This is a genomic window from Microbacterium sp. NPDC055442 (genome assembly GCF_053644215.1).
Map to the genome: position 1 here is coordinate 131,760 of NZ_JBSHLF010000006.1, position 24,644 is coordinate 156,403.

The window sequence follows — 24,644 nt, forward strand, 5'->3', positions numbered from 1 at the left end:
ATGGTGGTGCGATGAACGACGCTGCGCCTTCCCGTGACGTTCTGAACGTCGTCGTCGCGACGGATTCGTTCAAGGGCACGTTCGACGCGAGGGCGGCAGCCGACAGCATCGCGCGGGGGTGGCGGTCGGTCCGTCCAGACGACGCGGTCCTCCTGGTGCCGCAGGCCGACGGGGGAGAGGGCACGCTCGACGCGCTCGCCGCCTCGATGCCCGCCGCGCGGTGGGTGGAGACGGGGGCGGTGACCGGTCCCGACGGGTCGCCCGCGCGCGGGCGGTATCTGCTTCTCGCCGACGGCACGGCATGCGTCGAGCTCGCGCTCACGTCGGGGCTTCCGCTCATGCGTGCGCTCGACCCGGTCGGCGCGACGACGCGCGGTGTCGGCGAGGTCATCGCTCAGGTGCTCGCCGACGGTGCCCGGAGTGTGCTCCTCGGTCTGGGCGGATCGGCGTCGACCGACGGAGGGGCCGGCGCGCTCGCCGCGCTCGGACTGCGCCTGCTCGACGAGCGCGGGCGCCCCGTCGTGGACGGAGCCGGTGGGCTGCTCGCCGTGCGCTCGATCGACCGTACGCATCTGATCGCACCTCCGCCCGGTGGCATCCGGTTGCTGTGCGATGTGACGGCACCCCTGCTCGGTCCGCGTGGGGCGGCGGCGACGTTCGGTCCGCAGAAGGGTGCGACGCAGGATCAGATCGCCGGACTGGAGCGTGCGCTGCTGCGACTTGCCGATGCCGCGGGCGCGTCGGATGCCGCCAGGTCGCTGCCGGGCGCCGGTGCCGCCGGCGGCACGGCGTTCGGCTTCACGGAGTTCTGGGGCGCGACCATCGAGCCCGGAGCCGCGACGATCTCGCGCTTGACGGGGCTGGACGACGCGCTCACGGATGCCGACGTCGTGGTCACGGGAGAGGGCCGCTTCGACGCGACGAGCCTGACGGGCAAGGTCGTCGGCGCGGTGCTGGCCTCGGCCGGGCGGAAGGACGTCAGAGCGATCGTCGTCGCCGGAAGCGTCCGCTCGGTTGCCCCCGGCGCCACGACGCTGTCTCTGTGCGAACTCGCCGGCGGTGAGACCGCGGCGATGCGCGATCCCGGTCGCTGGCTCGAGGAAGCGGCGATGGTGGCGGCCGGTCGAACCCGCCGCTGAGCTGTGCAGACAGCGAGTAGCGCGATTCGTCGTCCGTGCCACTCGTGCGGGGCTGATTCGGGGCTTCAGATGCTCCGCGTCGGAAGAGTGGCGTAGGTGAACGCGATCAGGTAATCATTCAGATCGATCGAAGCAGCGACTGCTGCGTCCTCGTCGTGCGCGGCGATCGCGGCGAGAATCGCCGCGTGGAGGGCGCCGGCGCGGGCGAGCTCGGCATCGGGGTCTTTGACATGAGAGAACCAGAATCGCCGGGATAGGCCCTGGAGTGGCGCCATTGCGACACTCAGAAATTCATTGTGCGCGGCCGACACGATCAGTTCGTGGGCCTCGCGAAGGAACCCCGGAAACGACTCCAACTCCGTCGGCGCCATCACGGTGGCGCGACGAGCCAGTTCCTCGGCGCGTTGGCGCTGAGCTTTCGTCGCGCGAGCGGCAGCGAGTCGGGCGGAGAAGGGTTCGAGCTGCCGGCGGAGCTCCAGAAGCTTGAGCTGCGCTTCAACCGAGCTGGAGGGAACGAGAACTCCCCGCTGCGGGTGGATCTCCACCATGCGATCTCGAGCGAGCCGCTGCAACGCCTCACGGACCGGGGTGCGTCCGATGCCCGTGAGCTCCATGAGCTGCTTTTCGGAAACCAAACTGCCGGGCGCGATTTGCTGCAGCACGATGAGTCGTTCGATCTCCTCGAATGCGCGGTCGGCCAGATTCTTCCCCGTCATCGCATCCCTTCGCATTGGGGTAGACAATACCGCGTGAACATATGTACTCTCCATACATGACTCATATATCAGTGTCCGATTGGGCGCTGGATGGCGTTGTCGCCGACATCGACTCCCTCCCTCTGCTCGCCTCGGTGGACGTTCTTGTCGTCGGGGCGGGGGCTGCGGGAGTGGCAGCCGCTACCGTTACCGCAGAGAGTGGCCTCGAGGTCATGATCATCGAGAAATACGGCTTCGCCGGAGGGGCCGCCGTCGCCGGACTTTCAGGGACGATCTGCGGCCTCTATCTAGCCAGCGACAGGGCACACGAACCTGCACAGGTCGTACGCGGTTTCACCCAGCGCTTCATCGATGAGCTGGAATCGCGCGGCGGACTGACTCCACCTCAGGTCTACGGCAAGACCTTCACACGAGCACACGACCCGCTCAAGTGGCGCGAGTCCGCCGATCAGCTGCTCTTACAGGCGGGCGTTGAGGTGCTCTTCCACACGACGCTCGTCGGGGTGATCATGGAAGGCGACGACTTCCGCGGTGTCGTCGTGGCGTCGAATGCGGGATTGTCCAAGATCGGCGCCCAACGGATCGTGGACGCGTCCGGGGATGCCGCGGTCGTCTCACGCGCTGGCGGAGAATACAGTTTTGGCCAGAACGGACGGATCCAGAACCCGACGATGTTCTTCAGGATCGCTAACGTCGATACCGAAGCGTTCTGGAACGCGTGGGGGCCAGACACGATCTCGCCCGAGTGGGTGTCTGCCGAGATCCGAGATGCACGTGAGCGGGGACTCGACCTTCCGCGCGAGAAGATCTGGATCTTCGACACGGGACGGCCGGGTGAACTCCTGGTCAACGCGACGCGCCTCGTGGGCCCTGAAGCTCGGATGCTGAACGTGATCGATCCGGCCGACTTCACGATCGCCGAGGTCGACGGGCGTCGCCAGGTGCGGGAATATGCGCGCTTTCTCGCGGACAGCATTCCCGGATGTGAGGACGCATACGTCGTGGATACCGGGGTGGAAGCAGGCGTCCGGCAGACTAGAACGGTTGCGGGAATCGCCACGCTCACCAACGATGATGTGGTCGGGGCGGCGAGATTCGACGACGCTATCTGTCGCTCTCCCTGGCCCATCGAGTTGCACGACGGCGAGCGGCCGAAGCTGCACTGGATCATCGATGACTATTACGAAGTCCCGTTCGGCACTTTGGTGCCGTTGGCCGGTGAGAACATCATTGTCGCGGGACGATGCTTGAGCGCTGAGCACGAGGCGCTCGCATCGGCGCGGGTCACTGCGCAGTGCTTCGAATACGGTCATGCCGCCGCCGTCGCGACGATCATGTCGCTGGAAAGTGGGACGGCCTATCGGCGCATCGACGGCCGAGAGGTGCGCGCGCGGATGGTGCGAAACGGCAGCGATCTCGGCGTGCCTGCAGGTGATACCCCGGTCGAGGATTCCTTCGCCGGCAGTACAAGGAGGACAGAATGACCGGACCACTCGAGCGAAGCACCGTGCCGGGTCGCCTTCGCAGTAACTTCGAACCCGGGTCCACGCGATGGGCTGTTCGTCGGGCGCAATGGAGCGCGATGGGGATCAGTGTCGAGGACCAGGACAAGCCGAAGATCGCAATCGTCAACACGTCGTCGCGGCTGTCCGTCTGCTTCTCGCACATCGATGATGTCGCACTTCGAGTGGCCGACGCCGTCCGCGAGGCAGGCGGTCTCCCGTTCGAGATCCGCACGACCGCACCGAGCGATTTCGTGACCAGCGCCGGTCGCAAGGGTCGCTATCTCATGCCTACCCGAGATCTGATCGTCAACGATGTCGAATCGGCTGTGGAGGGTGCCGTGCTCGATGGGATCGTCTTCCTCTCGTCTTGTGACAAGACCACCCCGGCACACCTGATGGCCGCAGCACGACTCGATCTGCCGTCCATCATCGTGATCGGCGGTTACCAGCGGGGCGGCACGTGGAGCGGATGCTCGGTCGACATCGACACCGTTTACGAGTCTGTGGGCGCAATCGCGTCCGGTGAGATGACCGTGTGCCAGCTCGGTGAATTGGCGGACTCGGCCATCCAAGGCCCGGGGGTGTGCGCGGGATTGGCCACCGCCAACACGATGCACTGCCTCGCAGAGGCCCTGGGCATGACGGTGGCAGGCTCGGCCCCGACCCGTGCCAACTCCGAGTCCATGCTCGCCAATGCCAGCGCGGCTGGCCATCGGATCGTCGAGATGGTTGCCGAGGATCTGACAGCGCGCCAAATCCTCACAGAGGATGCGATCGAAAACGCCATCGAGGTCGCCTTGGCTCTCGGCGGCTCCGTCAACTGCATCCGGCACCTCACGGCGATCTCGGCTGAGGCCGACCTCAATCAGGATGTCGTCGCGCTCTTCGAGTCGAAGGGTCATGACGCCGTCCAGCTTGCGGCGATCCGACCCAACGGTGCTCACCAGGTGTGGGACCTTGATGACATCGGAGGCGTCCAGACGGTGATGCGCACGCTGCTTCCTCGGCTTCACGGCGATGCGATCACGGTCGATGGCTCGACCGTTGCCGCGCGAGCGGCGGTTGCACGTGCCGCAGACGGCGATGTCCTCCACACCCTCGACGACCCGATCAAGCATGAGCCCGGCCTCATCATCCTCCGCGGCTCCCTCGCGCCAGACGGCGCCATCGTGAAGGTCGCCGGTGTCGGGGCAGCGCGCCGCGACTTCTCGGGTCCGGCCAACGTCTTCGTGGGTGAGGACGACGCGATCGCCGCGCTCGGTGACGGACGAATCAACCGAGGCGATGTCATCGTCCTCCGCGGCATGGGCCCGCGCGGTGGCCCCGGCACGGTGTTCGCGGCGAGCTTCGTTGCGGCGCTCAACGGCGCGGGACTGGGCGGAGAAGTCGCGGTCGTGACGGATGGTGAGCTCTCCGGGCTGAACCACGGACTCGTGGTCGGCCAGGTTATGCCCGAAGCGGCCGACGGAGGTCCGCTCGCCGGAATCGAGCAAGGCGACGACATCAGCATCGACCTGGATCGGCGGCGAATCGACGCGACCCCCGTTCGTAACGGCGCTCCTGTAACAGCCGGCGATCCATCCGCAGAGCGAGGCTGGCTCGGGCAGTATGCCGCGCTTGTCAGCCCTATTCAGCAGGGAGCGGTCCTTCGCCGACCGGTGGCGCCGTGACCGCGAAAGACAATCCGCCGACAAAGGAGATGGCAATGACACACACCGGCACCGGTGCCACGAGAACCGACGCTCAGCGCAAGCAAGCCAGAAAGGCGGGCATCGCCGCGCTCGTCGGGACCACGCTCGAGTGGTACGACTTCCTCATCTACGGCACGGCCGCAGCTCTCGTGCTGAACTCTCAGTTCTTCCCCAGCGTGGATCCCGTCGTCGGGACCCTCGCCGCATTCGCCACCTACGCCGTGGGCTTCTTGGCGCGTCCGTTCGGCGGGCTCATCCTCGGAAACATGGGTGACAAGGTCGGTCGCAAGAAGATGCTCGTGTTCACGATCGTCCTCATGGGGATCGCCACGATGCTCATCGGACTGCTGCCGACCTACGCCGCGATCGGAATCGGCGCTCCCATCCTTCTCATCGCACTGCGGCTTGTGCAGGGCTTCGGAGCCGGAGGCGAATACGCCGGCGCGGTCGTGCTGTCAGTCGAGCACGGCAATCAGAAGCGCCGTGGACTTGCCGGTTCGTGGGCGCCCATCGGGTTCGCGCTGGCGACGCTGCTGTCCACGGGTGTCTTCCAGTTGATGACATCGATCCTCAGCCCCGAGGACTTCGAGAACTGGGGCTGGCGCGTGCCCTTCCTCCTCGGCGGTGTGCTCCTGATCGTCGGCTACTTCATCCGCCGCAACATTGACGAGACCCCCGCCTACGAAGATGCGATCCGCGCGGAGGACGAGGGGCTCGCGAAGCAGACGAAGGTCCCGGTCTTGGAAGCGATCCGCCGGCACCCGCGAAACTTCTTCGTCGTCGTGGGCGCGCGCTTCGCCGAGAACGGGTTCGCCTATTTGTTCCCCGTATTCGCCGTCGGCTTCGCGGTCAACACGCTCGGCGTGAGTAGCAGCGTCACCTTGACGGCGGTCGTCATCGCATCGGCGGTGCAGATCATTGCGATCCCCCTCTGGGCCGCGCTCAGCGACAAAGTGGGACGCCGGCCTGTGTATGCCGGTGGGGCGATCGCCTCTGTGGTGTGGCTCGTGCCGTTCTTCCTCTTGCTCGAGTCGATGGACCCGCCGTTGCTCGTCATCGGATTCGTCGTCGGCCTCGGCATCTTCTACCCCGCGATGCTCGCACCGCAGGCGGCCTACTTCGCTGAGCTGTTCGACACGCGCACACGCCTCTCGGGGTTCGCATTCGCGCGAGAGATCGGCTCCGTACTCGCAGGAGGGTTCCTGCCTCTCATCGCGACGGCGCTCATCGCTTCGTTCGGGCACTGGTGGATCATCATCGTCTATCTGGCATTCCTCACGGCAATCACCCTGGTTGCTCTGGCGTTCGGTCCGGAGACCAACAAGGAAGACATCGAGACGGTGCCCGCCGACGACGTCTCGCGTGTGGCCGCCGACTGAGCGAAGAAGATCAGACGTGCCCGGTCGTGACAATCGCGACCGGGCACGGGCGGTGTCGACACGCCCGCGCCCGTCAGGCGCCGGGGCGCCCCGTGAACTCGTCCATCGACGAGTAGACCTTGAAGACGCGCGCCGCTACCGTGTCCCACACTCTCGTCGGCAGGACGCCGCGCAGCGCCATCGCGAGTTTGACCGTCCACGGCCGCAGGACGACGGCGGTGCCCCGCAGCATCCCGTTCCAGGCGGCGGCCGTCGCCTGCTTCGGCGTCATGATGGGGGTCATCAGCGGACCGCGGGCGCCCGCGAACATACCTGTCGAGACGTAGCTCGGGCAGAACGTCGTGACGGCGACGTGGCGATGCCCGGCCTTCTCGAGCTCGAGTCGCACCGAATCGCTCCAGCCGATCATCGCCCACTTGGATGCCGCGTAGACGCTCATGTTCGGGTTGGCGAGGGTTCCCGCGGCCGAGGCGATGTTGAGGACGCGCTTGGGCTTGCCGGCATCCGCGATCATGTCGGGCAGCACTTCGCGCGTGAGCCACATCGCGGCGAGGACGTTGATGCGCATCGTCGCCTCGATGTCGCGTTCGGGGTCGTGCTCCCAGAAAGGTGCGCCGCGCACGATGCCGGCGTTGTTGATGACGACGTCCGGTGCCCCGAGGTCTTCGCGCACCCGCGCGATGCCGCGGCGGATGTCATCGAGCTGTGAGATGTCGACCCGATAGGCCCGCGCATCGACACCGGATCGTGACAGATCGGTGGCGACCTGCTGCGCGAGCTCTTCGTCGATGTCCCACAGGGCGATCGCGCGAGCACCGGCCGCGACGGCGCGGCGGGCATAGATCTCACCCATGCCGCGGGCGGCGCCGGTGATGAGCACCGTCGCACCTCGAACGGGGTTTCGGTCGCGTCGGTCAGTCATCGGGAAGCCCATCGTCGCAGCGGATACGTCGTTCCTGGAACCATAATCCAGCTGCGGCGGATGCCCTGATCCAGACGCGGGCGAACCCACCGCGCGTCAGGACACCGGGTTCGCGGGGCGTTCGGTGCCGGCCAGGCGGGCATCGGTCATCGTGTCGCGCAGACCGAGTCCGTTGCGGACGTCGTCGCTGATCGCTCGCCGCCGCGCGACGACCGTCTCGGCCTGGCGCAGCACCGTGTCGATGTGGGCGCGCGGCACGACGACGAATCCGGTCGGGTCGGCGAACACGAGGTCGCCCTCGTGCACGACACGACCGGCGATGTGCACAGGCTCGCCGGCCGTGCGCTGCTGCAGCCGACCGCGCGCCGAGGCGGGGACCGTGCCGCGGGCGTAGACGGCGAGGTCGAGCCGGCGGTTCTCCTGCACGTCGCGCATGGCGCCGTCGATGATGATGCCGCGCACGCCCCGAAGGCTCGCGCCCAGCCCGAGGATGCCGCCCCACGCCGCGACGTCGGTGCGCCCGTCGTTGTCGACGACGAGGACGTCGTCTTCGCCCGCGGCATCCACCACTTCGGTGAGGATGTGCGTGTGCAGCACGTCCTGATGACGGGGTTCGAGTTGCGCGGTGCGCGCGTACCCGATGACCGGTGCGTCGACCGTGAGGGGAAGGAGCCCGCCTACTCCCGACAGCAGACTCAGCGAGTCCAGGGCATCACTGACCGCGGAGGTCTCCAGCGTGGCGTAACGATCGAGCAGGCTCATGTGTCCATGACATCGCACTCCGCGCCGGGAGTACAGCGCGGCGCGCGGTCGCCGCCTGTTCGTGACCGCGCGACTGCTCCATGACCGCGAGACTGCAACGGCCGGCCGAGACAGCGGGTGGACCCCGCAGTCTCGGCGCGCCGTTGCAGTCTCGCCGTGGAGGGGGCGTGCTTCACTGGACGCGAGGTCGGGAACGGAGCCCACATGGACGCGCAGCACGTGCAGGTGTGCGTCATGGGGGTGTCGGCCGCCGGCAAATCGACGGTCGGCCTGCTGCTCACTCAGCGGCTGGATGCCGCGTTCATCGACGCCGATGACCTGCATCCCGTCGAGAACACGACGAAGATGGCGGCGGGTCGGTCGCTGACCGATGACGATCGGTGGGTGTGGCTCGACGCGGTCGGTGCCCGATTCGCGGATGCCGCGGCTCACGGCCGTGACCTCGTGATCGCCTGCAGCGCGCTCGCGCGCCGCTATCGCGACCGCATCCGCAGCGCCGCCCCCGGTGTCGTGTTCGTGCACCTGCACGGGGATGCCGAACTGCTCGCGCAGCGCGCGGGGGATCGCCGCGAGCATTTCATGCCGGCGGCGCTCCTCGCCTCGCAGATCGAGGCATTGGAGCCGCTCGCACCGGACGAGCCGGGCGTGACGCTCGACGTCGCCGAGAGCCCGTCCGCACTCGCGGCCCGCGCGGTCGCCTGGCTCGGCCGGCACCCCGCGTAGACGGGGCCCGAGGCCGCCGCGGGCGTGCGTCGGCGTGCCTCATGGCGAGACCAGCACGGAGTCCGAGCAGGCCTCCGGCCAGAGCGCGGCATCCTCTCTCTCCCCTCCCCGAGACTGCAACGGACCGCCGAAACAGCGGGTGAACCCCGCAGTCTCGGCGCGCCGTTGCGGTCTCGCGGTCAGGGGCCCGAGGCATGGGGCCAGGGGTCAGCGGCCAGAGGTCTCGCGGTCAGGGGTCAGGCTTCGACGTCGCCGCGCCAGCCGCCGGTCTCGACGCCGCGGGACTCGATGAACTCCTTGAAGTTCTGCAGGTCCTTGCGCACGGCGTGGCCGCCCGCGCCGACGAGCGACCCGAGCTTCTCGGCGAAGCCCTCGGGCTCCCAATCGAGCTGGACGGTCACGCGCGTGGACGTGTCGGTCAGCTTGTGGAAGGTCACGACGCCCGCGTGGGCGGTGTCGCCTCCCACGCTCGTCCAGGCCACGCGCTCATCGGGGTGCTGCTCGGTGATCTCGGCGGCGAACTCGCGCGTCGCCCCGGCCACGGTGACCGTCCACCGCGTGTGCGTGTCGTCGACCTGCGTGATCTCGTCGACCTCGTCCAGGAACTGCGGAAAGCTCTCGAACTGCGTCCACTGGTTGTAGGCCGTGCTGACGGGGACGTCGACGTCGATGGTCTCGATGATCTGCACCACGATGGGTCCTCTCTGTTGGTCGTCTTTGCTCTATTCCAGACGGATGCCGCGTTCCTGACCACGGGGTTGACACCGACGCACGTCGGTGAGATCGAGCCGGATTCTCTCGGGTCAGCGGCATCCGATCAAGGGTCTGCCCGATGGCGGCGTGAGCGGCCACGGTAGAACGACACCCCGAACGCAAGGAGACGCGCTATGAAGGCACTCACGTGGCAAGGCACGCGCACCGTGGCGGTCGAGGAGGTGCCCGATCCCGTCATCATCGAGCCCACCGACGCGATCGTGCAGATCACCTCGACCGCCATCTGCGGGTCGGATCTGCACCTGTACGAGCTGTTCGGACCGTTCATCGACCGCGGCGACATCCTGGGCCACGAGCCGATGGGCGTCGTCGTCGAGATCGGCGACGACATCACGAGCCTCGCGGTGGGCGACCGTGTCGTCGTGCCGTTCAACATCTCGTGCGGGCACTGCTTCATGTGCCGGCGCGGCCTGCAGTCGCAGTGCGAGACGACCCAGGTGCGCGAATACGGCAGCGGGGCGGCCCTCTTCGGCTACACGAAGCTGTACGGCCAGGTGCCCGGAGGGCAGGCCGAATACCTGCGGGTGCCGCTCGCCGACTACAACCACGTGCGCGTCGGGGCCGACCTGCCCGATGACCGCTACCTCTATCTGAGCGACATCCTGCCGACGGCATGGCAGGCGGTGTCGTACGCCGACGTGCCGGCCGGGGGCACACTGGCGGTGCTGGGACTCGGGCCGGTGGGACAGTTCGTCGCGCGCATCGGTGTGCACCACGGCTTCCGCGTGCTCGCGATCGACCCCGAGCCCGAGCGTCGCGCCATGGCCGAGCGGCACGGCGCGCTCACCTACGACCTGACCGATACGGTCGTCGACGAGCTGCGAGATCTGACCGAGGGCCGCGGTGCCGATTCCGTCGTCGACGCGGTCGGCCTCGAAGCCCACGGCAGCGGTATCGCCGGCTTCGCGCAGAAGGCCGTCGGCCTGCTGCCGGATCCGGTCGCTCAGCGCCTCATGGACAAGGCCGGCGTGGACCGGCTCGCCGCTGTCTACGGCGCGATCGACCTCGTCCGCCGCGGGGGCACGGTCTCGTTGAGCGGGGTCTACGCCGGCGACGCCGACATCCTTCCCATGAAGACCATGTTCGACAAGCAGCTGTCGCTGCGGATGGGGCAGTGCAACGTCAAGCGCTGGATCGACGACGTCATGCCGCTCGTCGAGGACCCCGCCGACCCGCTGGGCGTCATGGACCTCGCGACCCACCGCGTCCCGCTCAGCGAGGCGCCGCGCATGTACGACACCTTCCAGAAGAAGGAGGACGGGTGCATCAAGGTCGTCCTGACTCCGTGACACCGACGGATGCCGCGGGGATCGCGGCGTGGCCGGGTTCGGCCTACCCGCTCGGGGCCACCTACGACGGCAACGGCACCAACTTCGCGATCTTCAGCGGCGGTGCCGAGCGGGTCGAGCTGTGCCTGTTCGACGGTGAGGACGAGGCACGCGTCGACCTCGTCGATGTCGACGCGTTCGTCTGGCACGCCTACCTTCCCGGAGTGCAACCGGGACAGCGATACGGATACCGCGTGCACGGCCCGTACGACCCCGCCAACGGTGTGCGCTTCAACGCGAACAAACTGCTCCTCGACCCGTACGCCAAGGCGGTCGACGGGCGGATCCGATGGTCGCCGGACGTGTTCGGATACGACTTCGACGACCCCGACTCGCGCAACGACGCCGATTCGGCCGCGCACATGATGAAGGGCGTCGTGGTCAATCCGTATTTCGACTGGACGGGCGACCGCCACCCGAAGACGCCCTACGCGCAGACGCTCATCTACGAAGCTCACGTCAAGGGGCTCACGCGGCTGCACCCCCTCGTACCCGAAGAGCTGCGCGGCACGTACGCCGGCATGGCGCACCCCGCCGTCATCGACCACCTGACGAAGCTCGGCGTGACGGCGCTCGAGCTCATGCCCGTGCACCAGTTCGTCGACGATTCGACGCTGCAGGAGAAGGGGCTGTCGAACTACTGGGGCTACAACACGATCGGCTTCTTCGCGCCGCACAACGCCTACTCGTCGTCGGGTGAAGCGGGGGAGCAGGTGCAGGAGTTCAAGGCGATGGTGCGCGCCCTGCACAACGTGGGGATCGAGGTCATCCTCGACGTCGTCTACAACCACACCGCCGAGGGCAATCATCTGGGCCCGACGCTGTCCATGCGCGGCATCGACAACCGCGCCTACTACCGCCTCGACGGCGACGACCCGCGGTTCTACACCGACTACACGGGCACGGGCAACAGTCTCAACGCCGGCGATCCGCACGCGCTGCAGCTCATCATGGACTCGCTGCGCCACTGGGTCATCGACATGCACGTCGACGGCTTCCGCTTCGATCTCGCCTCGACGCTCGCGCGCGAGTTCTACGATGTCGACCGCCTCGCGACGTTCTTCGAACTCGTGCAGCAGGACCCCGTCGTGTCGCAGGTGAAGCTCATCGCCGAACCGTGGGATGTCGGCCCGGGCGGATACCAGGTCGGCAACTTCCCACCGCAGTGGACCGAGTGGAACGGCAAGTACCGCGACACGGTGCGCGACTTCTGGCGCGGAGAGCCTCAGGCCCTGGGCGAGTTCGCATCACGGCTCACCGGCTCCGCCGACCTCTACGAGCACTCCGGACGCCGGCCCGTGGCATCCATCAACTTCGTCACCGCCCACGACGGCTTCACGCTGCGCGACCTCGTGTCGTACGACGAGAAGCACAACGAGGCCAACGGCGAAGACGATCGCGACGGCGAATCGCACAACCGCTCGTGGAACGGCGGCGTCGAAGGTCCGACCGACGATTCCGACGTGCTCACGCTGCGCGCGCGTCAGCAGCGCAACTTCCTCGCGACGCTGCTGCTGTCGCAGGGGGTGCCGATGATCTCGCACGGCGACGAGCTCGGCCGCACGCAGGGCGGCAACAACAATGCCTACGCGCAGGACAATCCGACCGCCTGGGTGGATTGGGATGCCGCAGACCTGCCGCTCGTGGAGTTCACGGCCGCCCTCGCGCGCCTGCGGCGCGAGCACCCCACCTTCCGGCGCAGCCGCTTCTTCGACGGTCACCCCGTCGAGATGGCCGAAGGCGCGCCGATTCCCGACGTCGTCTGGCTGCGCCCCGACGGCACCGCCATGCGGCCAGAGGACTGGGACTCCGGCTTCGGGCACGCGATCGGGGTGTTCCTCAACGGCAGGGGCATCCGCGAGCGCGACCAGCGGGGCGAGCCCGTGAACGACCTGCATTTCATCGTGCTGTTCAACGCCGCCGCCGAGCCGGTCGATTTCACCATTCCGAGTGTCGCCTTCAGCCCGCAGTGGGCCGTGCGCGTCGACACCGCCGGCCGACTCCCTCCCGAAGATCCCGTCTCACCGGGCTCGACGGTCCGGGTCGAGGCCCGGGCGCTCGTCGTGCTCGGCGAGATCGATGCGGGTTCGGCCGACGTCGAGGATTCGGTCGCCGCCTCGCTCCGGCATCAGGCGCCCGCCGTCGTGCCGGAGGACCCCGACGATCACCGCGCGTTGTCGCTCGGGTAGCAGCCGTACGCGGCGCGATAGTGCTGCGCGAAGCGCGAGGGGTTCGAGAAGCCCCAGCGTCGCGCGAGCGCGGCGATCGTGCCGGCGGTTCCCTCGAGCAGCTCGGCGTGGGCTCCCGCGAGCCGCGCCGACCGCAGATACTCGCTCGGTGTGCGCCCGGTCGCACGACGGAATGCGTACTGCATGCCCCGGGTCGACATCCGCACTGCGGCGGCGACGTCATCGACCGTGACGGGCTCGCGCGCGTGGTCGTCCATGTACGCCATGGCGCGGCGCACGCTCGCGGGCGCGGCGGCGGTCTGGTGGGGGCGCTCCAGTGCGTGCAGGTAGCTCGTGGGAAAGGCCGACAGCGTCACGACGAGGGCGTGCCGGCGAATCTCCGATTCGAGGACGGGGTGGTCCTCGCCGATGGCGCCGAGACCGTTCATGACGTGGCGGAACGTCGATTCCCACGCGCGACCGGCCTGCGCCGTGCGCGGAGCGGGGTCCGTCACGTCGAGCACGAGACGGTCGTCGCCGCACGCCTGGCGGGCGAACTCCTCGGCTCTCGTCCGGTCGAAGACGAATGCACGCACGTGGGCGGCGCCGTCCCATTTCGCCCGTGTCGGGGCGTCCGCCGCGAGCCAGGGGAGTGACGCATCGAGCGTGCGCTGCCCGCTGCCGACCCAGCCGTTCTTCGCCACGACGCGGCACGCCATGAGCTGGCCCTGAGGATCTATCGACGAGCTGACGCGTGCCGTGAGCGAGTAGGAGACGACCGAGAGGCCCTCGATCTCGGCCGAGGCCCATTCGAACGGGAATCGCACGGGGTCGGCGTGCTCGAGTCGGGCCGATGGCACGTGCCGCTGCCACATCTCCTCGGCGGATCGGGCTCCGCGGCTTTGCACACGCAAGACTTCTGCCATGTCTTCTGGGTCTCCAGTTATGGCCGCCCCAGCGTCCGCCGCTGACATCCTGGCACGAAACCGACACGACGCGGCACACGGCCCGAGGCGCGAGCGGCGCCCCGCGACCTGACAGAATCTTCTCCATGCGGGAATCTTTCGTGTACGACGCTGTACGCACTCCTTTCGGTCGCGCGGGCGGCGCTCTGGCGGGCGTCCGGCCCGATGATCTGGCCGCGGTCGTCATGCGCGCGACCGTCGAACGCACGGGCATCGACCCGGCGCGGATCGACGACATCGTGTTCGGCGACGCCAATCAGGCCGGCGAAGACACGCGCAACGTCGCGCGCATGAGCGCCCTGCTCGCGGGATTTCCCACGACCGTCCCGGGCGTGACCGTCAACCGCCTGTGCGGATCGTCCGTCGAAGCGGTCATCCAGGCGTCCCGGGCGATCGAGGCCGGCGACGCCGACATCGTTCTCGCGGGCGGTGTCGAATCCATGAGCCGCGCGCCGTACGTCGTCGAGAAGTCGCCGCGGGCGTGGCCGTCGCTGGGCAATCAGACGATGTGGAACACCGCGATCGGCTGGCGCATGACCAATCCCCGGCTGCCCCGGGAGTGGACGATCTCGAACGGCGAGTCCGCCGAGAAGCTCGCCGGCATCCACACGATCCCGCGCGAGGAGCAGGACGCCTTCGCGCTGCGCAGCCACCGCCGCGCCGCCGCCGCGTGGTCCGAGGGCGTCTACGACGACGAGATCGTGCAGGTGCCCGGCGCGTCGCTCCTGCGCGACGAGGGGATCCGCGACGACACGACCCTCGACAAGCTCGGGAGCCTCACGCCGCTCTTCGCCGCCGACGGGACCGTCACGGCGGGCAACTCGTCATCGCTCAACGACGGCGCATCGGCCGTGCTGGTCGGCGGTGCCGGCGCGATCGACGCCGAGCCGCTCGCCCGGATCGCCGGTCGCGCGGCGTTCGGCAACGACCCCGACGTCTTCGGCGTCGCCCCTGTCGAGGCGGCGAATCGGGCTCTCGCGCGTGCGGGACGCACGTGGGCCGACGTCGACGTCGTCGAGCTCAACGAGGCGTTCGCGTCGCAGAGTCTCGCGTGCCTGCGCGGCTGGCCCGACCTCGACCCCGAGAAGGTCAACCTGCACGGCGGAGCGATCGCGATCGGGCATCCGCTCGGTGCGTCGGGCGGTCGCATCATCGGGCACGCGGCGCACGAACTGCGCCGCCGTGGACGAGGTGTCGCCGTTGCCGCCATCTGCATCGGCGTAGGGCAGGGTCTGGCCGTCGTCCTCGAGCGCTGAAGCACCTTCGGAAGAAGGTGGCGGCAGGCCGGAACGCGCAACAGGAACGCGCTGCGTGCGCGAGGGCGCGCCGGGACGGCATAAGATCGATCCTGAATCTGTCTCAGAGGGCCTGTTGTCGCGTGTCCCCAGCACGTAATGCACAGACCGTCCCCCAGCGGTCGACAACCGGCTGACAGATCGAAAGGGCCCCCTCGAGCGGTCAGCGCCAACTGCACCACTCGAGGGGGCCGCCACACAGTCTCGAAGACTGCGTGTTGAGCGCGTCGTGACCTCGCCAGGGGTTACGAGTAGTCCTCGGCGCGCTCCGCGACCGCTTTCCCCAAGAACGCGGTCGGCCCCAGTTGCTGAGTCGACAATACTCCCTGCGGTCGTGTCCACCAAATGGTGGACACCGCGATGTCACGCATTCGACACATTCCGGATGCCCAGACCGTCGAGTGCGACCCTCAGGGTGTCGGTCGCGAGTGTGTCGGCATCGAGGCCGCCTCCCGGCCGGTACCACTCGGTGACCGAGTTGACCATCCCGAACATGAGTCGCGTCGCGACCGCACCGTCGACGTCGGAGCGCACTTCGCCCGCGCGCTGTGCGGCGGTGACGAGCGCGGTCACGCGGTGATCGAACGTGCGTCGGCGATCGAGGGCACGTCGCTCGACGTCGCTGTTGCCGCGGACGCGCAACAGCAGCGTGACCGACGGCAGTCGTTCGACGAGCACGAGCACAGCGCCGTGCAGCACGAAGCGCAGGCGATCGATCGGCGTGCCCGAGGTGGCGCCGGGCGCGTCGAGCAGCGTCTCGAGGCCCGTCAGGGCGTCGTCGACCGCGACTTCGAGCAGCTCTTCGCGAGAGGCGAAGTGGTGGTAGAGCGCGGACTTGGTCACCCCGAGCCGGGACGCGAGGTCGGCGACCGACGTCGCGTCGTAGCCGCGTTCGTTGAACAGATCGACGGCGACGGCCAGGATGCGCTCACGCGAGTAGCCCGGGCGACCGCGGCGCGCGGGAGTCGCCTGCTCGGTTGCCGGAACGGATGCCACGCTTCAGTCTCCCATCGGCGCGCTTGGGGCTCGCGTTCGATTCTGGCATGATTACTGAACGATCGGTGAGAAATTGCCGGTCCGGATCACCGCGCACCGGGGCGAGAGGACGAGGATGTCAGGCGAACCGACCGCGTTGCGCGTCGAGCACGTGGAGTCCCACGTGCTCGCGACACTCGATCGTCCGGGCACGCGAAACGCGATCGACCAGGCGACGATCGACGCCCTGCACGCGCTCTGTGCGGAGCTCGAAGCGTCGCCGCGCGTGCTGATCCTCGCGGGCGCGGGTGGCGTCTTCGCGTCGGGGGCCGACATCGCCCAGCTGCGCGACCGCCGTGCCGACGACGCGCGCCGCGGCATCAACACGACGGCGTTCCGCCGTGTGCGCGCTCTGCCGATGCCGGTCATCGCGGCCGTCGACGGCTATGCGCTCGGCGGCGGCGCCGAGCTCGCGTACGCGGCCGACATCCGCATCGCCTCGCCCGCGCTCAAGATCGGCAACCCCGAGACGGGGCTCGGGATCATCGCGGCGGCGGGCGCGACCTGGCGTCTGCCCCAGATCGTCGGAGAGGCGCGCGCGGCCGAGCTGCTGCTGACGGGACGGATCCTCGACGCCGACGAGGCTCTCGCGTGGGGGCTCGTCTCGGCGATCCACCCCGCCGGCGACCTCATCGGCGCGGCGCGCGCGATCGCCGATCGGATCGGGCGCAACGACGCGCTCGCGACGATGCACACCAAGCGCGCCCTGCTCGCTCCCGCCGACGCGCACCCCGCGATCGAGCTCGACCTGCAGGCGGAGCTCTTCGAGAGCCCCGAGAAGGAGCGCCGCATGACCGCCTTCCTCGACCGGAGGTCGCGATGACCCCCGCGCTCCCCTCGTCTCCGGTCCCTGAGCCCGCCGAAGGGAAGTCACCCGCACCCCTCCGCGTCGGCGTCCTCGGCGGAGGACGCATGGGCGCCGGGATCGCGCACGCCTTCGTGCTCGCGGGAGCGCACGTCACGGTCGTCGAAGTGGATCCGGATGCCGCCGAGTCGGCCCGCGTCCGCGTGCTCGAGTCGCTCACTCGCTCGGTCGATCGCGGCGCGACCGCGCTGCCGCTCGACACCCTCGCCTCCGCACTGGCCGTCGCCAGCGACGTGCGCGCGTTCGCGTCGTGCGAGCTCGTCGTCGAAGCCGTCCCCGAGGACCGCGGGCTCAAGCGCGACGCCCTCGCCCGTGTGGAGGCGGTGCTCCCCGGCGACGCCGTGCTCGCCTCGAACACGTCGTCGATCTCGATCGACGACCTCGCCGCCGACCTCGAGCGCCCGCAGCGGTTCCTGGGGCTGCACTTCTTCAACCCCGTCCCTGCCTCGGCGCTCGTCGAGGTCGTGATCGGCGACGCGACCGCCCCCGAGCTCGCCGACAGCGCCCGCGCGTGGGTCGCCGCGCTCGGCAAGACCCCCGTCGTCGTGCGCGACGCGCCCGGCTTCGCCTCGAGCCGGCTGGGAGTCGCCCTCGCGCTCGAGGCGATGCGCATGCTCGAAGAGGGCGTCGCCTCGGCCGAGGACATCGATCGTGCGATGGAGCTCGGCTACCGGCATCCGGTCGGTCCGCTGCGCACGACCGACATCGTCGGCCTCGACGTGCGGCTGGGCATCGCCGAAGAGCTGCACGACAAGCTCGGAGACCGCTTCGCACCACCCGCGCTCCTGCGCCGGATGGTCGCCGACGGTCACCTCGGACGCAAGAGCGGTCGAGGCTTCTACGAATGGAGTGAGACATGACCCGGATCCTGCCGAGCTACGTGCGCGACGCGTGGTGGACTCCCGACCCTTCGACGATCGACCCTTCGGTAAGCTCAGGGACCGGGGCAAGCTCAGGGGCCGGGGCAAGCTCAGGGGCCGGGGCAAGCTCAGGGGCCGGGGCAGGCTCAGGGGTCGGGGCAGGCTCTGGGACCGAGGTGCGGGACGCGTCGACGGGGGAGGTCGTCGCGACGATCAGCACCGCGGGGCTCGACCTCGCGGGTGTGCTGGACCACGCGCGCACGACGGGACAGCGCACCCTCGGCGCCCTCACGTTCCACGAACGGGCGGTGCTGCTCAAGCAGTTCGCGACGATCCTCAACGGGCGTCGTGAAGAGCTCTACGACCTGTCGTTGCGCGCCGGATCGACCAAGCGCGACTCACTGAACGACATCGACGGCGGCATCGGGGTGCTCTTCACCTACTCGTCGAAGGGTCGGCGCGAGCTGCCCAACTCGACCGTGTACGTCGACGGGCCCGCCGAGCCGCTCTCGAAGGACGGCTCGTTCCTCGGCCGGCACGTGTACACGCGTCTCCCCGGCGTCGCGGTGCAGATCAACGCCTTCAACTTCCCCATGTGGGGAGCCCTCGAGAAATTCGCCCCCGCCTTCCTGGCGGGCGTGCCGACCGTCGTCAAGCCCGCCACACCCACGGCGTACATCGCCGAAGCGTGGGTGCGCATCCTCGTCGAGTCGGGGCTGCTCCCCGACGGATCGCTGCAGCTGGTCAGCGGTGCCGTGCCGGACCTGTTCGACCACGTGCGACTCGGCGACCTCGTCGGCTTCACCGGCAGCGCCTCGACGGCCGAGCGGCTGCGCGACAAGGCCGACCGCGACGTGCGCTTCACAAGCGAGACCGACTCGATCAACGCCTCCGTGCTGGGCCCGGACGCGACGCCGGGAACCCCCGAGTTCGACGCATACGTAAAGCAGCTCCTGGTCGAGATGACGACCAAGGCCGGGCAGAAATGCACGGCGATCCGTCGCGCCATCGTGCCCGCGGCATCCGTCGACGCGTTCGTCGAGGCGGTGCGCGAGAAGATCGCCGAGCGCGTCGTCATCGGCGACCCGCACGCCGAAGGCGTCACGATGGGGCCGCTCGTGTCGACGCAGCAGCGCGACGAGGTGCTGCGCCAGATCGCCGCGCTCGAAGACGCCGGCGGCCGCCTGCTGCTCGGGTCGACCGATGCACCCGATGTCGTGCGCGCCGACGGCACGACGGGCCCCGCCCCCGACGGCGGCTTCGTCGCCCCCGTGCTGATCGGGTTCTCGGATGCCACCACCCCGGCCGTCCACGACATCGAGGCGTTCGGGCCCGTCGCGAGCGTGCTCGCCTACGACACGCTCGAGGAGGCAGCGCACCTGGTCGACCTCGGCGGCGGGTCGCTCGTGACGAGCGTCGCGACGAACGACCCCGATGTCGCGGTCGAGCTCATGACCCGCATCGCGGCGTTCAACGGTCGCGTGCTGTTCCTCAGCCGCGACAACGCGCGCACGTCGACGGGCCACGGCGCTCCCGTGCCGCACCTCGTGCACGGCGGTCCCGGCCGCGCCGGCGGCGGCGAGGAGCTCGGTGGCATCCGCGCGGTGCTGCACCACATGCAGCGCACCGCCGTGCAGGGCTCGCCCGAGATGCTCACGGCGCTCACCGGCGTGTGGCACGAGGGCGCTCCGGCGCGGGCCGAGGGGCGGCATCCGTTCCGCAAATCCGTGTCCGAGCTCTCGCTCGGCGACCAGATCGCATCGGAATCGCGGACCGTGACGCTCGAGGACATCGAGACGTTCGCGCACTTCACGGGCGACACCTTCTACGCGCACATGGACGAGGAGTCCGCCGCGGCGAACCCGTTCTTCCCGGGGCGCGTCGCGCACGGCTACCTGCTCGTGTCGTGGGCGGCCGGGCTCTTCGTCGACCCCGAGCCGGGCCCGGTGCTCGCCAACTACGGGCTCGAGAACCTGCGGTTCATCACGCCCGTCTCGCCCGACGACGAGATCCGCGTGACCCTCACGGCGAAGCAGATCACGCCCCGCGAGACCGACGAGTACGGCGAAGTGCGCTGGGATGCGGTCATCCACAACCAGCGCGACGAGATCGTCGCGACCTACGACGTGCTCACGCTCGTCGCGAAGGAGCCGGCGTGACCGACCCGGCCGAGTGGTTCGCCGGCCAGCGCGCGATGCTCAGGGCAGATCGCGCGTCGGCCGCCCTCGGGATGGTCATCGAGCACGATGGTCCCGAATACTGCGCCGTGTCGATGCTCGTCCGCGACGACATGACCAACGGATTCGGCATGACCCACGGCGGCATGGTGTTCGCGCTCGCCGACACGGCGTTCGCCCTCGCGTGCAACGACGACGAGCAGGTGACGGTCGCCGCCGGCGCCGATATCTCGTTCCTCGCGCAGACGAAGGCCGGGCAGACGCTGCGGGCCGAGGCGCGACGCCGCGCGGGAACGGCGCGCACGGGCGTGTACGACGTGACGGTCAGGGACGAGGACGGAAGCGTCGTCGCGGAGTTCCGCGGGCGCTCGGTCACGACCCGCGCTACACTTACTTAACGAGTGTTCTGTTATTCGAGAGCACCCCGAACCCGGAGTCGACGATGACATCACCAGAACTGGCCGCAGTGGATGACGCGGACGAGCTCGCGACCTTCGACGCGCTCATCGCCGCCGAGCAGCGCATCGAGCCGCGCGACTGGATGCCCGACGCCTATCGGCGCACGCTCATCCGACAGATCTCGCAGCACGCGCACTCCGAGATCATCGGCATGCAGCCCGAGGGCAACTGGATCACCCGCGCGCCGAGCCTCAAGCGCAAGGCGATCCTGATGGCCAAGGTGCAGGACGAGGCGGGCCACGGGCTCTACCTCTATTCGGCCGCGCAGACCCTCGGGATCACGCGCGACGAGATGACCGACCAGCTCATCGAGGGCAGGGCGAGGTACTCGTCGATCTTCAACTATCCGACGCCGACCTGGGCCGACATGGGCGCGATCGGATGGCTCGTCGACGGCGCCGCGATCTGCAACCAGGTGCCGCTGTGCCGCGCATCGTACGGACCGTACGGTCGCGCGATGGTGCGCATCTGCAAAGAGGAGTCGTTCCACCAGCGGCAGGGCTTCGAGATCCTGCTGACGCTCATGCGCGGCAGCGAAGCGCAGCGCGAGATGGCGCAGGACTCGGTCAACCGCTGGTACTGGCCCTCGCTCATGATGTTCGGTCCGCCCGACGATGCCTCGCCGAACTCGGCGCAGTCGATGGCCTGGAAGATCAAGCGCTTCTCGAACGACGAACTGCGGCAGCGATTCATCGGGATGCTGGTGCCCCAGGCCGAGATCCTGGGTGTCACGCTGCCCGATCCCGAACTCCGGTGGGATGAGGACGCGCAGCGCTGGCACACGAGCGAGATCGACTGGACCGAGTTCAACGAGGTGCTCTCCGGCCGCGGACCCATGAACGCCGAGCGCATCCGGAACCGTCGCAACGCCCACGACGAGGGTGCGTGGGTGCGCGAGGCAGCGGCCGAGTATGCGCGCAAGCAGGCCGCGAAGGCAGAGGGGCGGGCAGCCTGATGGCGGCGCCCGGAGTCTCCGACCGCGAGACCTGGCCCCTGTGGGAGGTCTTCGTCCGCGCGAACCGCGGCTTGTCGCACGTGCATGCGGGATCGCTGCACGCGCCCGACGCCGACATGGCGCTGCGCAACGCGCGCGACCTGTATACGCGCCGCGGCGAGGGCACCTCGGTGTGGGTCGTGCCCGCAGAGGCGATCACGACGAGCGACCCGGACTCGAAGGGCGCGTTCTTCGAGAGTCCCGCGGGAAAGAACTACCGGCACGCCGTGTACTACACGGCGTCCGAGGGGGTGCCGCACCTGTGAACGGGCCGACGTCCAACCCGCTGGTCGGTGAGCGTGTCGAACCGTCGACCCTTCGGCAAGCTCAGGGACCGGGGCAGGCTCAGGGAGCGGGGCAGGCTCAGGGACCGGGGCAGGGGCCAGGGCAGGCTCAGGGACAGGGGCCGGAACACGGTCACGGGCCGGAGGCATCCGGCGGCCACGGCGAGGTCACGGTCGAGCAGATCGAGCTGTCCGCCGAGCTGTCGGGGGGCGACGCCGTCGCCTCGCCCGAGGCGGGGGAGTACGCCCTGTGGCTCGGCGACGACGCGCTCATCCTCGCGCAGCAGCTGAGCGCTTGGATCGCGAAAGCTCCCGAGCTCGAGGAAGACGTCGCGCTCGCCAACATCGCGCTCGACCTGCTGGGCCACGCCCGATCGCTCCTGCGCTACGCGGGAACGGCGAGCGGACGCACCGAAGACGACCTCGCCTACTGGCGCGACGAGCCCGACTTCCGCAGCGCATGGCTCTTCGAGCAGCCCAACGGCGACTTCGCGCAGACGATCGCGCGTCAGCTCGTGGCATCCGTCTATCTTTTCGAGCTCTACACGGCGCTGCAGCGTTCGACCGACGTGACGCTCGCCGCGATCGCCGCGAAGTCCGTGAAGGAGGTCGAGTACCACCGCGACCATGCCGTGCAGTGGACGCTGCGCCTCGCCGGAGGTACCGACGAGTCGCGGCGTCGCATGATCCGCGCCGTCGGCGACGTGTGGCCCTACGTCGACGAGCTGTTCCGTGACGAACCGCTCACGGATGCGCTCGCCGAGGACGGCGTCGCCGTGCGTCCGTCGACGCTTCGACCCGCCTTCGACGCCGTCATCGCGGCTGTGTTCGCCGAAGCAGAGCTCGAGGTGCCGCAGGTCCCCGGCTCGTCGGCGGGCGGTCGCCACGGCCGGCATTTCTCGACGCTCGGCTACCTGCTCGCCGAGATGCAGGTGCTCGCGCGACAGCATCCGGGGGCGACATGGTGACCGCACTTCCCGACGCCTGGTCCGTCGCGGCGGGCGTGCTCGACCCCGAGGTCCCGGCGCTCACGATCGAAGACCTCGGTGTGCTGCGTGACGTCCGCGTCGACGGCGCCCGGGTCACCGTGACGATCACGCCGACCTACTCGGGCTGCCCCGCGATGGACACGATCCGCGAAGACCTCGAGCTCACGCTCGGTGCCGCCGGTTACGACGACGTCGACGTCAGACTCGTGCTCTCGCCCGCGTGGACGACGGACTGGATGACCGATGCCGGCAAGCGCAAGCTCGAGGAGTTCGGCATCGCACCGCCGACCGGCCGGGCTGCCGTCGGTGTCGTGCGTCTGCAGCTGGGCGTGAAGTGCCCGCGCTGCGGATCGCTGGACACCCGCGAGATCTCGCGCTTCGGCTCCACCTCGTGCAAGGCGCTGTGGGAATGCCGCGCGTGTCTCGAGCCCTTCGACCACTTCCGGGTGCACTGATGACGACGACGCGCCGGCGCGGCCGCTTCCACACACTGCGGGTGGGCGCCGTGCGCCCCCTCACCGACAACGCCGTCGAGGTGACCTTCGCGGTCCCCGAGCAGCTGCGCGGCGATTTCGACTACTTCGCCGGCCAGCACGTCGCCCTGCGCACGCGCATCGACGGCCACGAGGTGCGACGCTCGTACTCGCTGTGCCGGGCGGTCGACGCGGGCGGCGGAGGCGACGGTCCCCGCACGATCAGCGTCGCGATCAAGCGCGACCAGGGCGGCCGGTTTTCGAGCTGGGCGCAGACCGAGCTCAAGCCCGGCGACAAGATCGACGTCATGAGCCCGCAGGGCACGTTCACGTCGGGTCTGGCCGATCTCGACGGCGCGCACGTCGCCGGCATCGCCGCCGGATCGGGCATCACGCCGCTCATGGCCCTCGCCGCGACCGTGCTGGGCCGGTCGGACACGTCGCGGTTCACGCTCGTCTTCACCAACCGCTCGACGACCGACGTCATGTTCCTCGAAGAGCTCGCCGACCTCAAGGACCGCTACCCGACGCGGCTCGCGCTGCACCACGTGCTCTCGCGAGAGCAGCGGTCGGCGCCGCTGCTGTCGGGCCGCATCGACGAAGATCGGCTGCGGCGCATCCTGGATTCGCTCGTCCTCCCCGAGACGGTCGACGAATGGTTCCTGTGCGGGCCGTTCGATCTCGTGCAGCTGTGCCGAGACACGCTCGAGGACGTCGGCGTCGACCCCGCCCACGTGAGATTCGAGCTGTTCACGACGGGAGAGCCCGGTGCCGAGCTGCCCGATGCCGGCCGGCCGGTCCTCGTGCGTGACGACGAGCCGGTGCGGCGCATCGAGTTCTCGCTCGACGGGCAGTCGCAGAGCGTTGACAGCCCGGTCAGCGCCAACGAGTCGATCCTCAACGCGGCGCTGCGCGTGCGCGGAGACGTGCCGTTCGCGTGCTCAGGCGGAGTGTGCGGCACCTGCCGCGCGCTTCTCGTCGACGGTTCCGTCACGATGACCGAGAACTACGCGCTCGAACCCGACGAGCTGGAACGCGGCTACGTGCTCACCTGCCAATCGCACCCGACGAGCGATCGGGTCGTCGTCGACTACGACGTGTGAACGGATGCCGCGGCTCGCAGCATCCGCGAGAGGAGAAC

At 69.0% G+C, this 24,644-nt stretch carries 23 protein-coding genes; 17 read left to right on the forward strand and 6 right to left on the reverse strand.

Annotation, left to right across the window (positions count from 1 at the left end; all coding sequences use genetic code 11):
- Nucleotides 1-11: 11 nt before the first annotated feature.
- Complete coding sequence (locus tag ACWIBS_RS14105) at nucleotides 12-1,139, forward strand: glycerate kinase (protein WP_376128669.1); 1,128 nt, start codon at nucleotides 12-14, stop codon at nucleotides 1,137-1,139.
- A 65-nt stretch (nucleotides 1,140-1,204) separates the two neighbouring features.
- Here the strand turns inward: ACWIBS_RS14105 and ACWIBS_RS14110 are convergent, their stop codons facing one another.
- Entirely contained in the window at nucleotides 1,205-1,855 is a 651-nt protein-coding gene (locus ACWIBS_RS14110; protein ID WP_376128667.1) for a GntR family transcriptional regulator, read from the reverse strand.
- 71 nt (nucleotides 1,856-1,926) lie between these two features.
- Here ACWIBS_RS14110 and ACWIBS_RS14115 point away from each other — a divergent pair, with 71 nt between their 5' ends.
- From ACWIBS_RS14115 to ACWIBS_RS14125, 3 genes are all read left to right on the forward strand, one after another.
- Complete coding sequence (locus ACWIBS_RS14115) at nucleotides 1,927-3,339, forward strand: FAD-dependent oxidoreductase (RefSeq protein ID WP_376128665.1); 1,413 nt, start codon at nucleotides 1,927-1,929, stop codon at nucleotides 3,337-3,339.
- 98 nt (nucleotides 3,340-3,437) lie between these two features.
- Complete coding sequence (locus ACWIBS_RS14120; RefSeq protein ID WP_376128663.1) at nucleotides 3,438-5,030, forward strand: dihydroxy-acid dehydratase domain-containing protein; 1,593 nt, start codon at nucleotides 3,438-3,440, stop codon at nucleotides 5,028-5,030.
- Nucleotides 5,031-5,065: 35 nt separating this feature from the next.
- Nucleotides 5,066-6,430, forward strand: coding sequence for an MFS transporter (locus tag ACWIBS_RS14125; RefSeq protein ID WP_376128661.1), 1,365 nt, complete (start codon nucleotides 5,066-5,068; stop codon nucleotides 6,428-6,430).
- 73 nt (nucleotides 6,431-6,503) lie between these two features.
- On the opposite strand, the gene ACWIBS_RS14130 is transcribed toward ACWIBS_RS14125, so the two are convergent.
- Both ACWIBS_RS14130 and ACWIBS_RS14135 read right to left on the reverse strand, forming a co-directional pair.
- Nucleotides 6,504-7,352: an SDR family NAD(P)-dependent oxidoreductase gene (locus ACWIBS_RS14130; RefSeq protein WP_376128659.1), complete on the reverse strand. Its 849-nt coding sequence runs from the start codon at nucleotides 7,350-7,352 to the stop codon at nucleotides 6,504-6,506.
- A gap of 96 nt (nucleotides 7,353-7,448) precedes the next feature.
- Nucleotides 7,449-8,114 carry an RraA family protein gene (locus ACWIBS_RS14135; protein WP_376128657.1) on the reverse strand — a complete coding sequence of 222 codons (666 nt, stop codon included), beginning with the start codon at nucleotides 8,112-8,114 and terminating at the stop codon, nucleotides 7,449-7,451.
- Nucleotides 8,115-8,318: 204 nt separating this feature from the next.
- Between ACWIBS_RS14135 and ACWIBS_RS14140 the strand changes: the two genes are divergently transcribed.
- Nucleotides 8,319-8,837, forward strand: coding sequence for a gluconokinase (locus ACWIBS_RS14140; RefSeq protein ID WP_376130979.1), 519 nt, complete (start codon nucleotides 8,319-8,321; stop codon nucleotides 8,835-8,837).
- A 236-nt stretch (nucleotides 8,838-9,073) separates the two neighbouring features.
- Here ACWIBS_RS14140 and ACWIBS_RS14145 read toward each other — a convergent pair whose 3' ends face one another.
- Nucleotides 9,074-9,529, reverse strand: a complete 456-nt coding sequence (locus ACWIBS_RS14145) for an SRPBCC family protein (RefSeq protein WP_376130976.1) — start codon at nucleotides 9,527-9,529, stop codon at nucleotides 9,074-9,076.
- 195 nt (nucleotides 9,530-9,724) lie between these two features.
- Here ACWIBS_RS14145 and ACWIBS_RS14150 point away from each other — a divergent pair, with 195 nt between their 5' ends.
- Nucleotides 9,725-10,900: an alcohol dehydrogenase catalytic domain-containing protein gene (locus ACWIBS_RS14150; RefSeq protein WP_376130974.1), complete on the forward strand. Its 1,176-nt coding sequence runs from the start codon at nucleotides 9,725-9,727 to the stop codon at nucleotides 10,898-10,900.
- Nucleotides 10,901-10,920: 20 nt separating this feature from the next.
- Nucleotides 10,921-13,128 carry a glycogen debranching protein GlgX gene (gene glgX, locus ACWIBS_RS14155; protein WP_376130985.1) on the forward strand — a complete coding sequence of 736 codons (2,208 nt, stop codon included), beginning with the start codon at nucleotides 10,921-10,923 and terminating at the stop codon, nucleotides 13,126-13,128.
- On the opposite strand, the gene ACWIBS_RS14160 is transcribed toward glgX, so the two are convergent.
- On the reverse strand, nucleotides 13,104-13,967 hold the full coding sequence (locus tag ACWIBS_RS14160; protein WP_376130971.1) for a helix-turn-helix domain-containing protein: 864 nt from the start codon (nucleotides 13,965-13,967) through the stop codon (nucleotides 13,104-13,106). The genes glgX and ACWIBS_RS14160 overlap by 25 nt on opposite strands.
- Before the next feature lie 191 nt (nucleotides 13,968-14,158).
- On the opposite strand from ACWIBS_RS14160, the gene ACWIBS_RS14165 reads away from it, so the two are divergent.
- Nucleotides 14,159-15,328 carry a thiolase family protein gene (locus tag ACWIBS_RS14165; RefSeq protein ID WP_376130968.1) on the forward strand — a complete coding sequence of 390 codons (1,170 nt, stop codon included), beginning with the start codon at nucleotides 14,159-14,161 and terminating at the stop codon, nucleotides 15,326-15,328.
- A gap of 402 nt (nucleotides 15,329-15,730) precedes the next feature.
- Here ACWIBS_RS14165 and ACWIBS_RS14170 read toward each other — a convergent pair whose 3' ends face one another.
- Nucleotides 15,731-16,363, reverse strand: a complete 633-nt coding sequence (locus ACWIBS_RS14170) for a TetR/AcrR family transcriptional regulator (RefSeq protein WP_376130965.1) — start codon at nucleotides 16,361-16,363, stop codon at nucleotides 15,731-15,733.
- 115 nt (nucleotides 16,364-16,478) lie between these two features.
- Between ACWIBS_RS14170 and ACWIBS_RS14175 the strand changes: the two genes are divergently transcribed.
- The 9 genes from ACWIBS_RS14175 (at nucleotide 16,479) to paaE (ending at nucleotide 24,606) form a co-directional block, all read left to right on the forward strand.
- Nucleotides 16,479-17,225 (forward strand): enoyl-CoA hydratase/isomerase family protein, encoded by a 747-nt coding sequence (locus tag ACWIBS_RS14175; RefSeq protein ID WP_376130962.1) that lies wholly within the window; start codon nucleotides 16,479-16,481, stop codon nucleotides 17,223-17,225.
- Nucleotides 17,222-18,127, forward strand: a complete 906-nt coding sequence (locus ACWIBS_RS14180; protein WP_376130959.1) for a 3-hydroxyacyl-CoA dehydrogenase family protein — start codon at nucleotides 17,222-17,224, stop codon at nucleotides 18,125-18,127. Before ACWIBS_RS14175 ends, ACWIBS_RS14180 begins: the two co-directional genes overlap by 4 nt.
- The gene (gene paaZ / locus ACWIBS_RS14185) at nucleotides 18,124-20,286 is read left to right on the forward strand and encodes a phenylacetic acid degradation bifunctional protein PaaZ (RefSeq protein ID WP_376130956.1); all 2,163 of its coding nucleotides are present in this window, start codon (nucleotides 18,124-18,126) and stop codon (nucleotides 20,284-20,286) included. The genes ACWIBS_RS14180 and paaZ overlap by 4 nt, the downstream gene beginning before the upstream one ends.
- Entirely contained in the window at nucleotides 20,283-20,702 is a 420-nt protein-coding gene (gene paaI, locus ACWIBS_RS14190; protein ID WP_376130954.1) for a hydroxyphenylacetyl-CoA thioesterase PaaI, read from the forward strand. The genes paaZ and paaI overlap by 4 nt, the downstream gene beginning before the upstream one ends.
- Nucleotides 20,703-20,746: 44 nt before the next feature.
- Nucleotides 20,747-21,718, forward strand: coding sequence for a 1,2-phenylacetyl-CoA epoxidase subunit PaaA (gene paaA / locus ACWIBS_RS14195; protein ID WP_376130951.1), 972 nt, complete (start codon nucleotides 20,747-20,749; stop codon nucleotides 21,716-21,718).
- On the forward strand, nucleotides 21,718-22,023 hold the full coding sequence (gene paaB, locus ACWIBS_RS14200; protein ID WP_376130948.1) for a 1,2-phenylacetyl-CoA epoxidase subunit PaaB: 306 nt from the start codon (nucleotides 21,718-21,720) through the stop codon (nucleotides 22,021-22,023). The genes paaA and paaB overlap by 1 nt, the downstream gene beginning before the upstream one ends.
- Nucleotides 22,024-22,223: 200 nt before the next feature.
- Entirely contained in the window at nucleotides 22,224-23,009 is a 786-nt protein-coding gene (gene paaC, locus ACWIBS_RS14205) for a 1,2-phenylacetyl-CoA epoxidase subunit PaaC (RefSeq protein WP_376130982.1), read from the forward strand.
- Nucleotides 23,003-23,485 (forward strand): 1,2-phenylacetyl-CoA epoxidase subunit PaaD, encoded by a 483-nt coding sequence (paaD, locus tag ACWIBS_RS14210; RefSeq protein WP_376130945.1) that lies wholly within the window; start codon nucleotides 23,003-23,005, stop codon nucleotides 23,483-23,485. Before paaC ends, paaD begins: the two co-directional genes overlap by 7 nt.
- Nucleotides 23,485-24,606, forward strand: coding sequence for a 1,2-phenylacetyl-CoA epoxidase subunit PaaE (gene paaE, locus ACWIBS_RS14215; RefSeq protein WP_376130942.1), 1,122 nt, complete (start codon nucleotides 23,485-23,487; stop codon nucleotides 24,604-24,606). The genes paaD and paaE overlap by 1 nt, the downstream gene beginning before the upstream one ends.
- Nucleotides 24,607-24,644 lie beyond the last annotated feature (38 nt).

Excerpts from the sequence above, each read along its gene's own strand:
- ACWIBS_RS14180 (WP_376130959.1), top strand. The coding sequence starts at position 17,222 with ATGACCCCCGCGCTCCCCTCGTCTCCGGTCCCTGAGCCCGCCGAAGGG.
- paaA (WP_376130951.1), top strand. The coding sequence starts at position 20,747 with ATGACATCACCAGAACTGGCCGCAGTGGATGACGCGGACGAGCTCGCG.
- paaB (WP_376130948.1), top strand. The coding sequence starts at position 21,718 with ATGGCGGCGCCCGGAGTCTCCGACCGCGAGACCTGGCCCCTGTGGGAG.
- ACWIBS_RS14140 (WP_376130979.1), top strand. The coding sequence starts at position 8,319 with ATGGACGCGCAGCACGTGCAGGTGTGCGTCATGGGGGTGTCGGCCGCC.
- ACWIBS_RS14120 (WP_376128663.1), top strand. The coding sequence starts at position 3,438 with ATGGGGATCAGTGTCGAGGACCAGGACAAGCCGAAGATCGCAATCGTC.
- ACWIBS_RS14175 (WP_376130962.1), top strand. The coding sequence starts at position 16,479 with ATGTCAGGCGAACCGACCGCGTTGCGCGTCGAGCACGTGGAGTCCCAC.
- ACWIBS_RS14165 (WP_376130968.1), top strand. The coding sequence starts at position 14,159 with ATGCGGGAATCTTTCGTGTACGACGCTGTACGCACTCCTTTCGGTCGC.
- ACWIBS_RS14125 (WP_376128661.1), top strand. The coding sequence starts at position 5,066 with ATGACACACACCGGCACCGGTGCCACGAGAACCGACGCTCAGCGCAAG.
- ACWIBS_RS14110 (WP_376128667.1), bottom strand. The coding sequence starts at position 1,855 with ATGACGGGGAAGAATCTGGCCGACCGCGCATTCGAGGAGATCGAACGA.
- paaE (WP_376130942.1), top strand. The coding sequence starts at position 23,485 with ATGACGACGACGCGCCGGCGCGGCCGCTTCCACACACTGCGGGTGGGC.
- ACWIBS_RS14105 (WP_376128669.1), top strand. The coding sequence starts at position 12 with ATGAACGACGCTGCGCCTTCCCGTGACGTTCTGAACGTCGTCGTCGCG.
- paaD (WP_376130945.1), top strand. The coding sequence starts at position 23,003 with ATGGTGACCGCACTTCCCGACGCCTGGTCCGTCGCGGCGGGCGTGCTC.
- paaZ (WP_376130956.1), top strand. The coding sequence starts at position 18,124 with ATGACCCGGATCCTGCCGAGCTACGTGCGCGACGCGTGGTGGACTCCC.
- ACWIBS_RS14150 (WP_376130974.1), top strand. The coding sequence starts at position 9,725 with ATGAAGGCACTCACGTGGCAAGGCACGCGCACCGTGGCGGTCGAGGAG.
- ACWIBS_RS14135 (WP_376128657.1), bottom strand. The coding sequence starts at position 8,114 with ATGAGCCTGCTCGATCGTTACGCCACGCTGGAGACCTCCGCGGTCAGT.
- ACWIBS_RS14130 (WP_376128659.1), bottom strand. The coding sequence starts at position 7,352 with ATGACTGACCGACGCGACCGAAACCCCGTTCGAGGTGCGACGGTGCTC.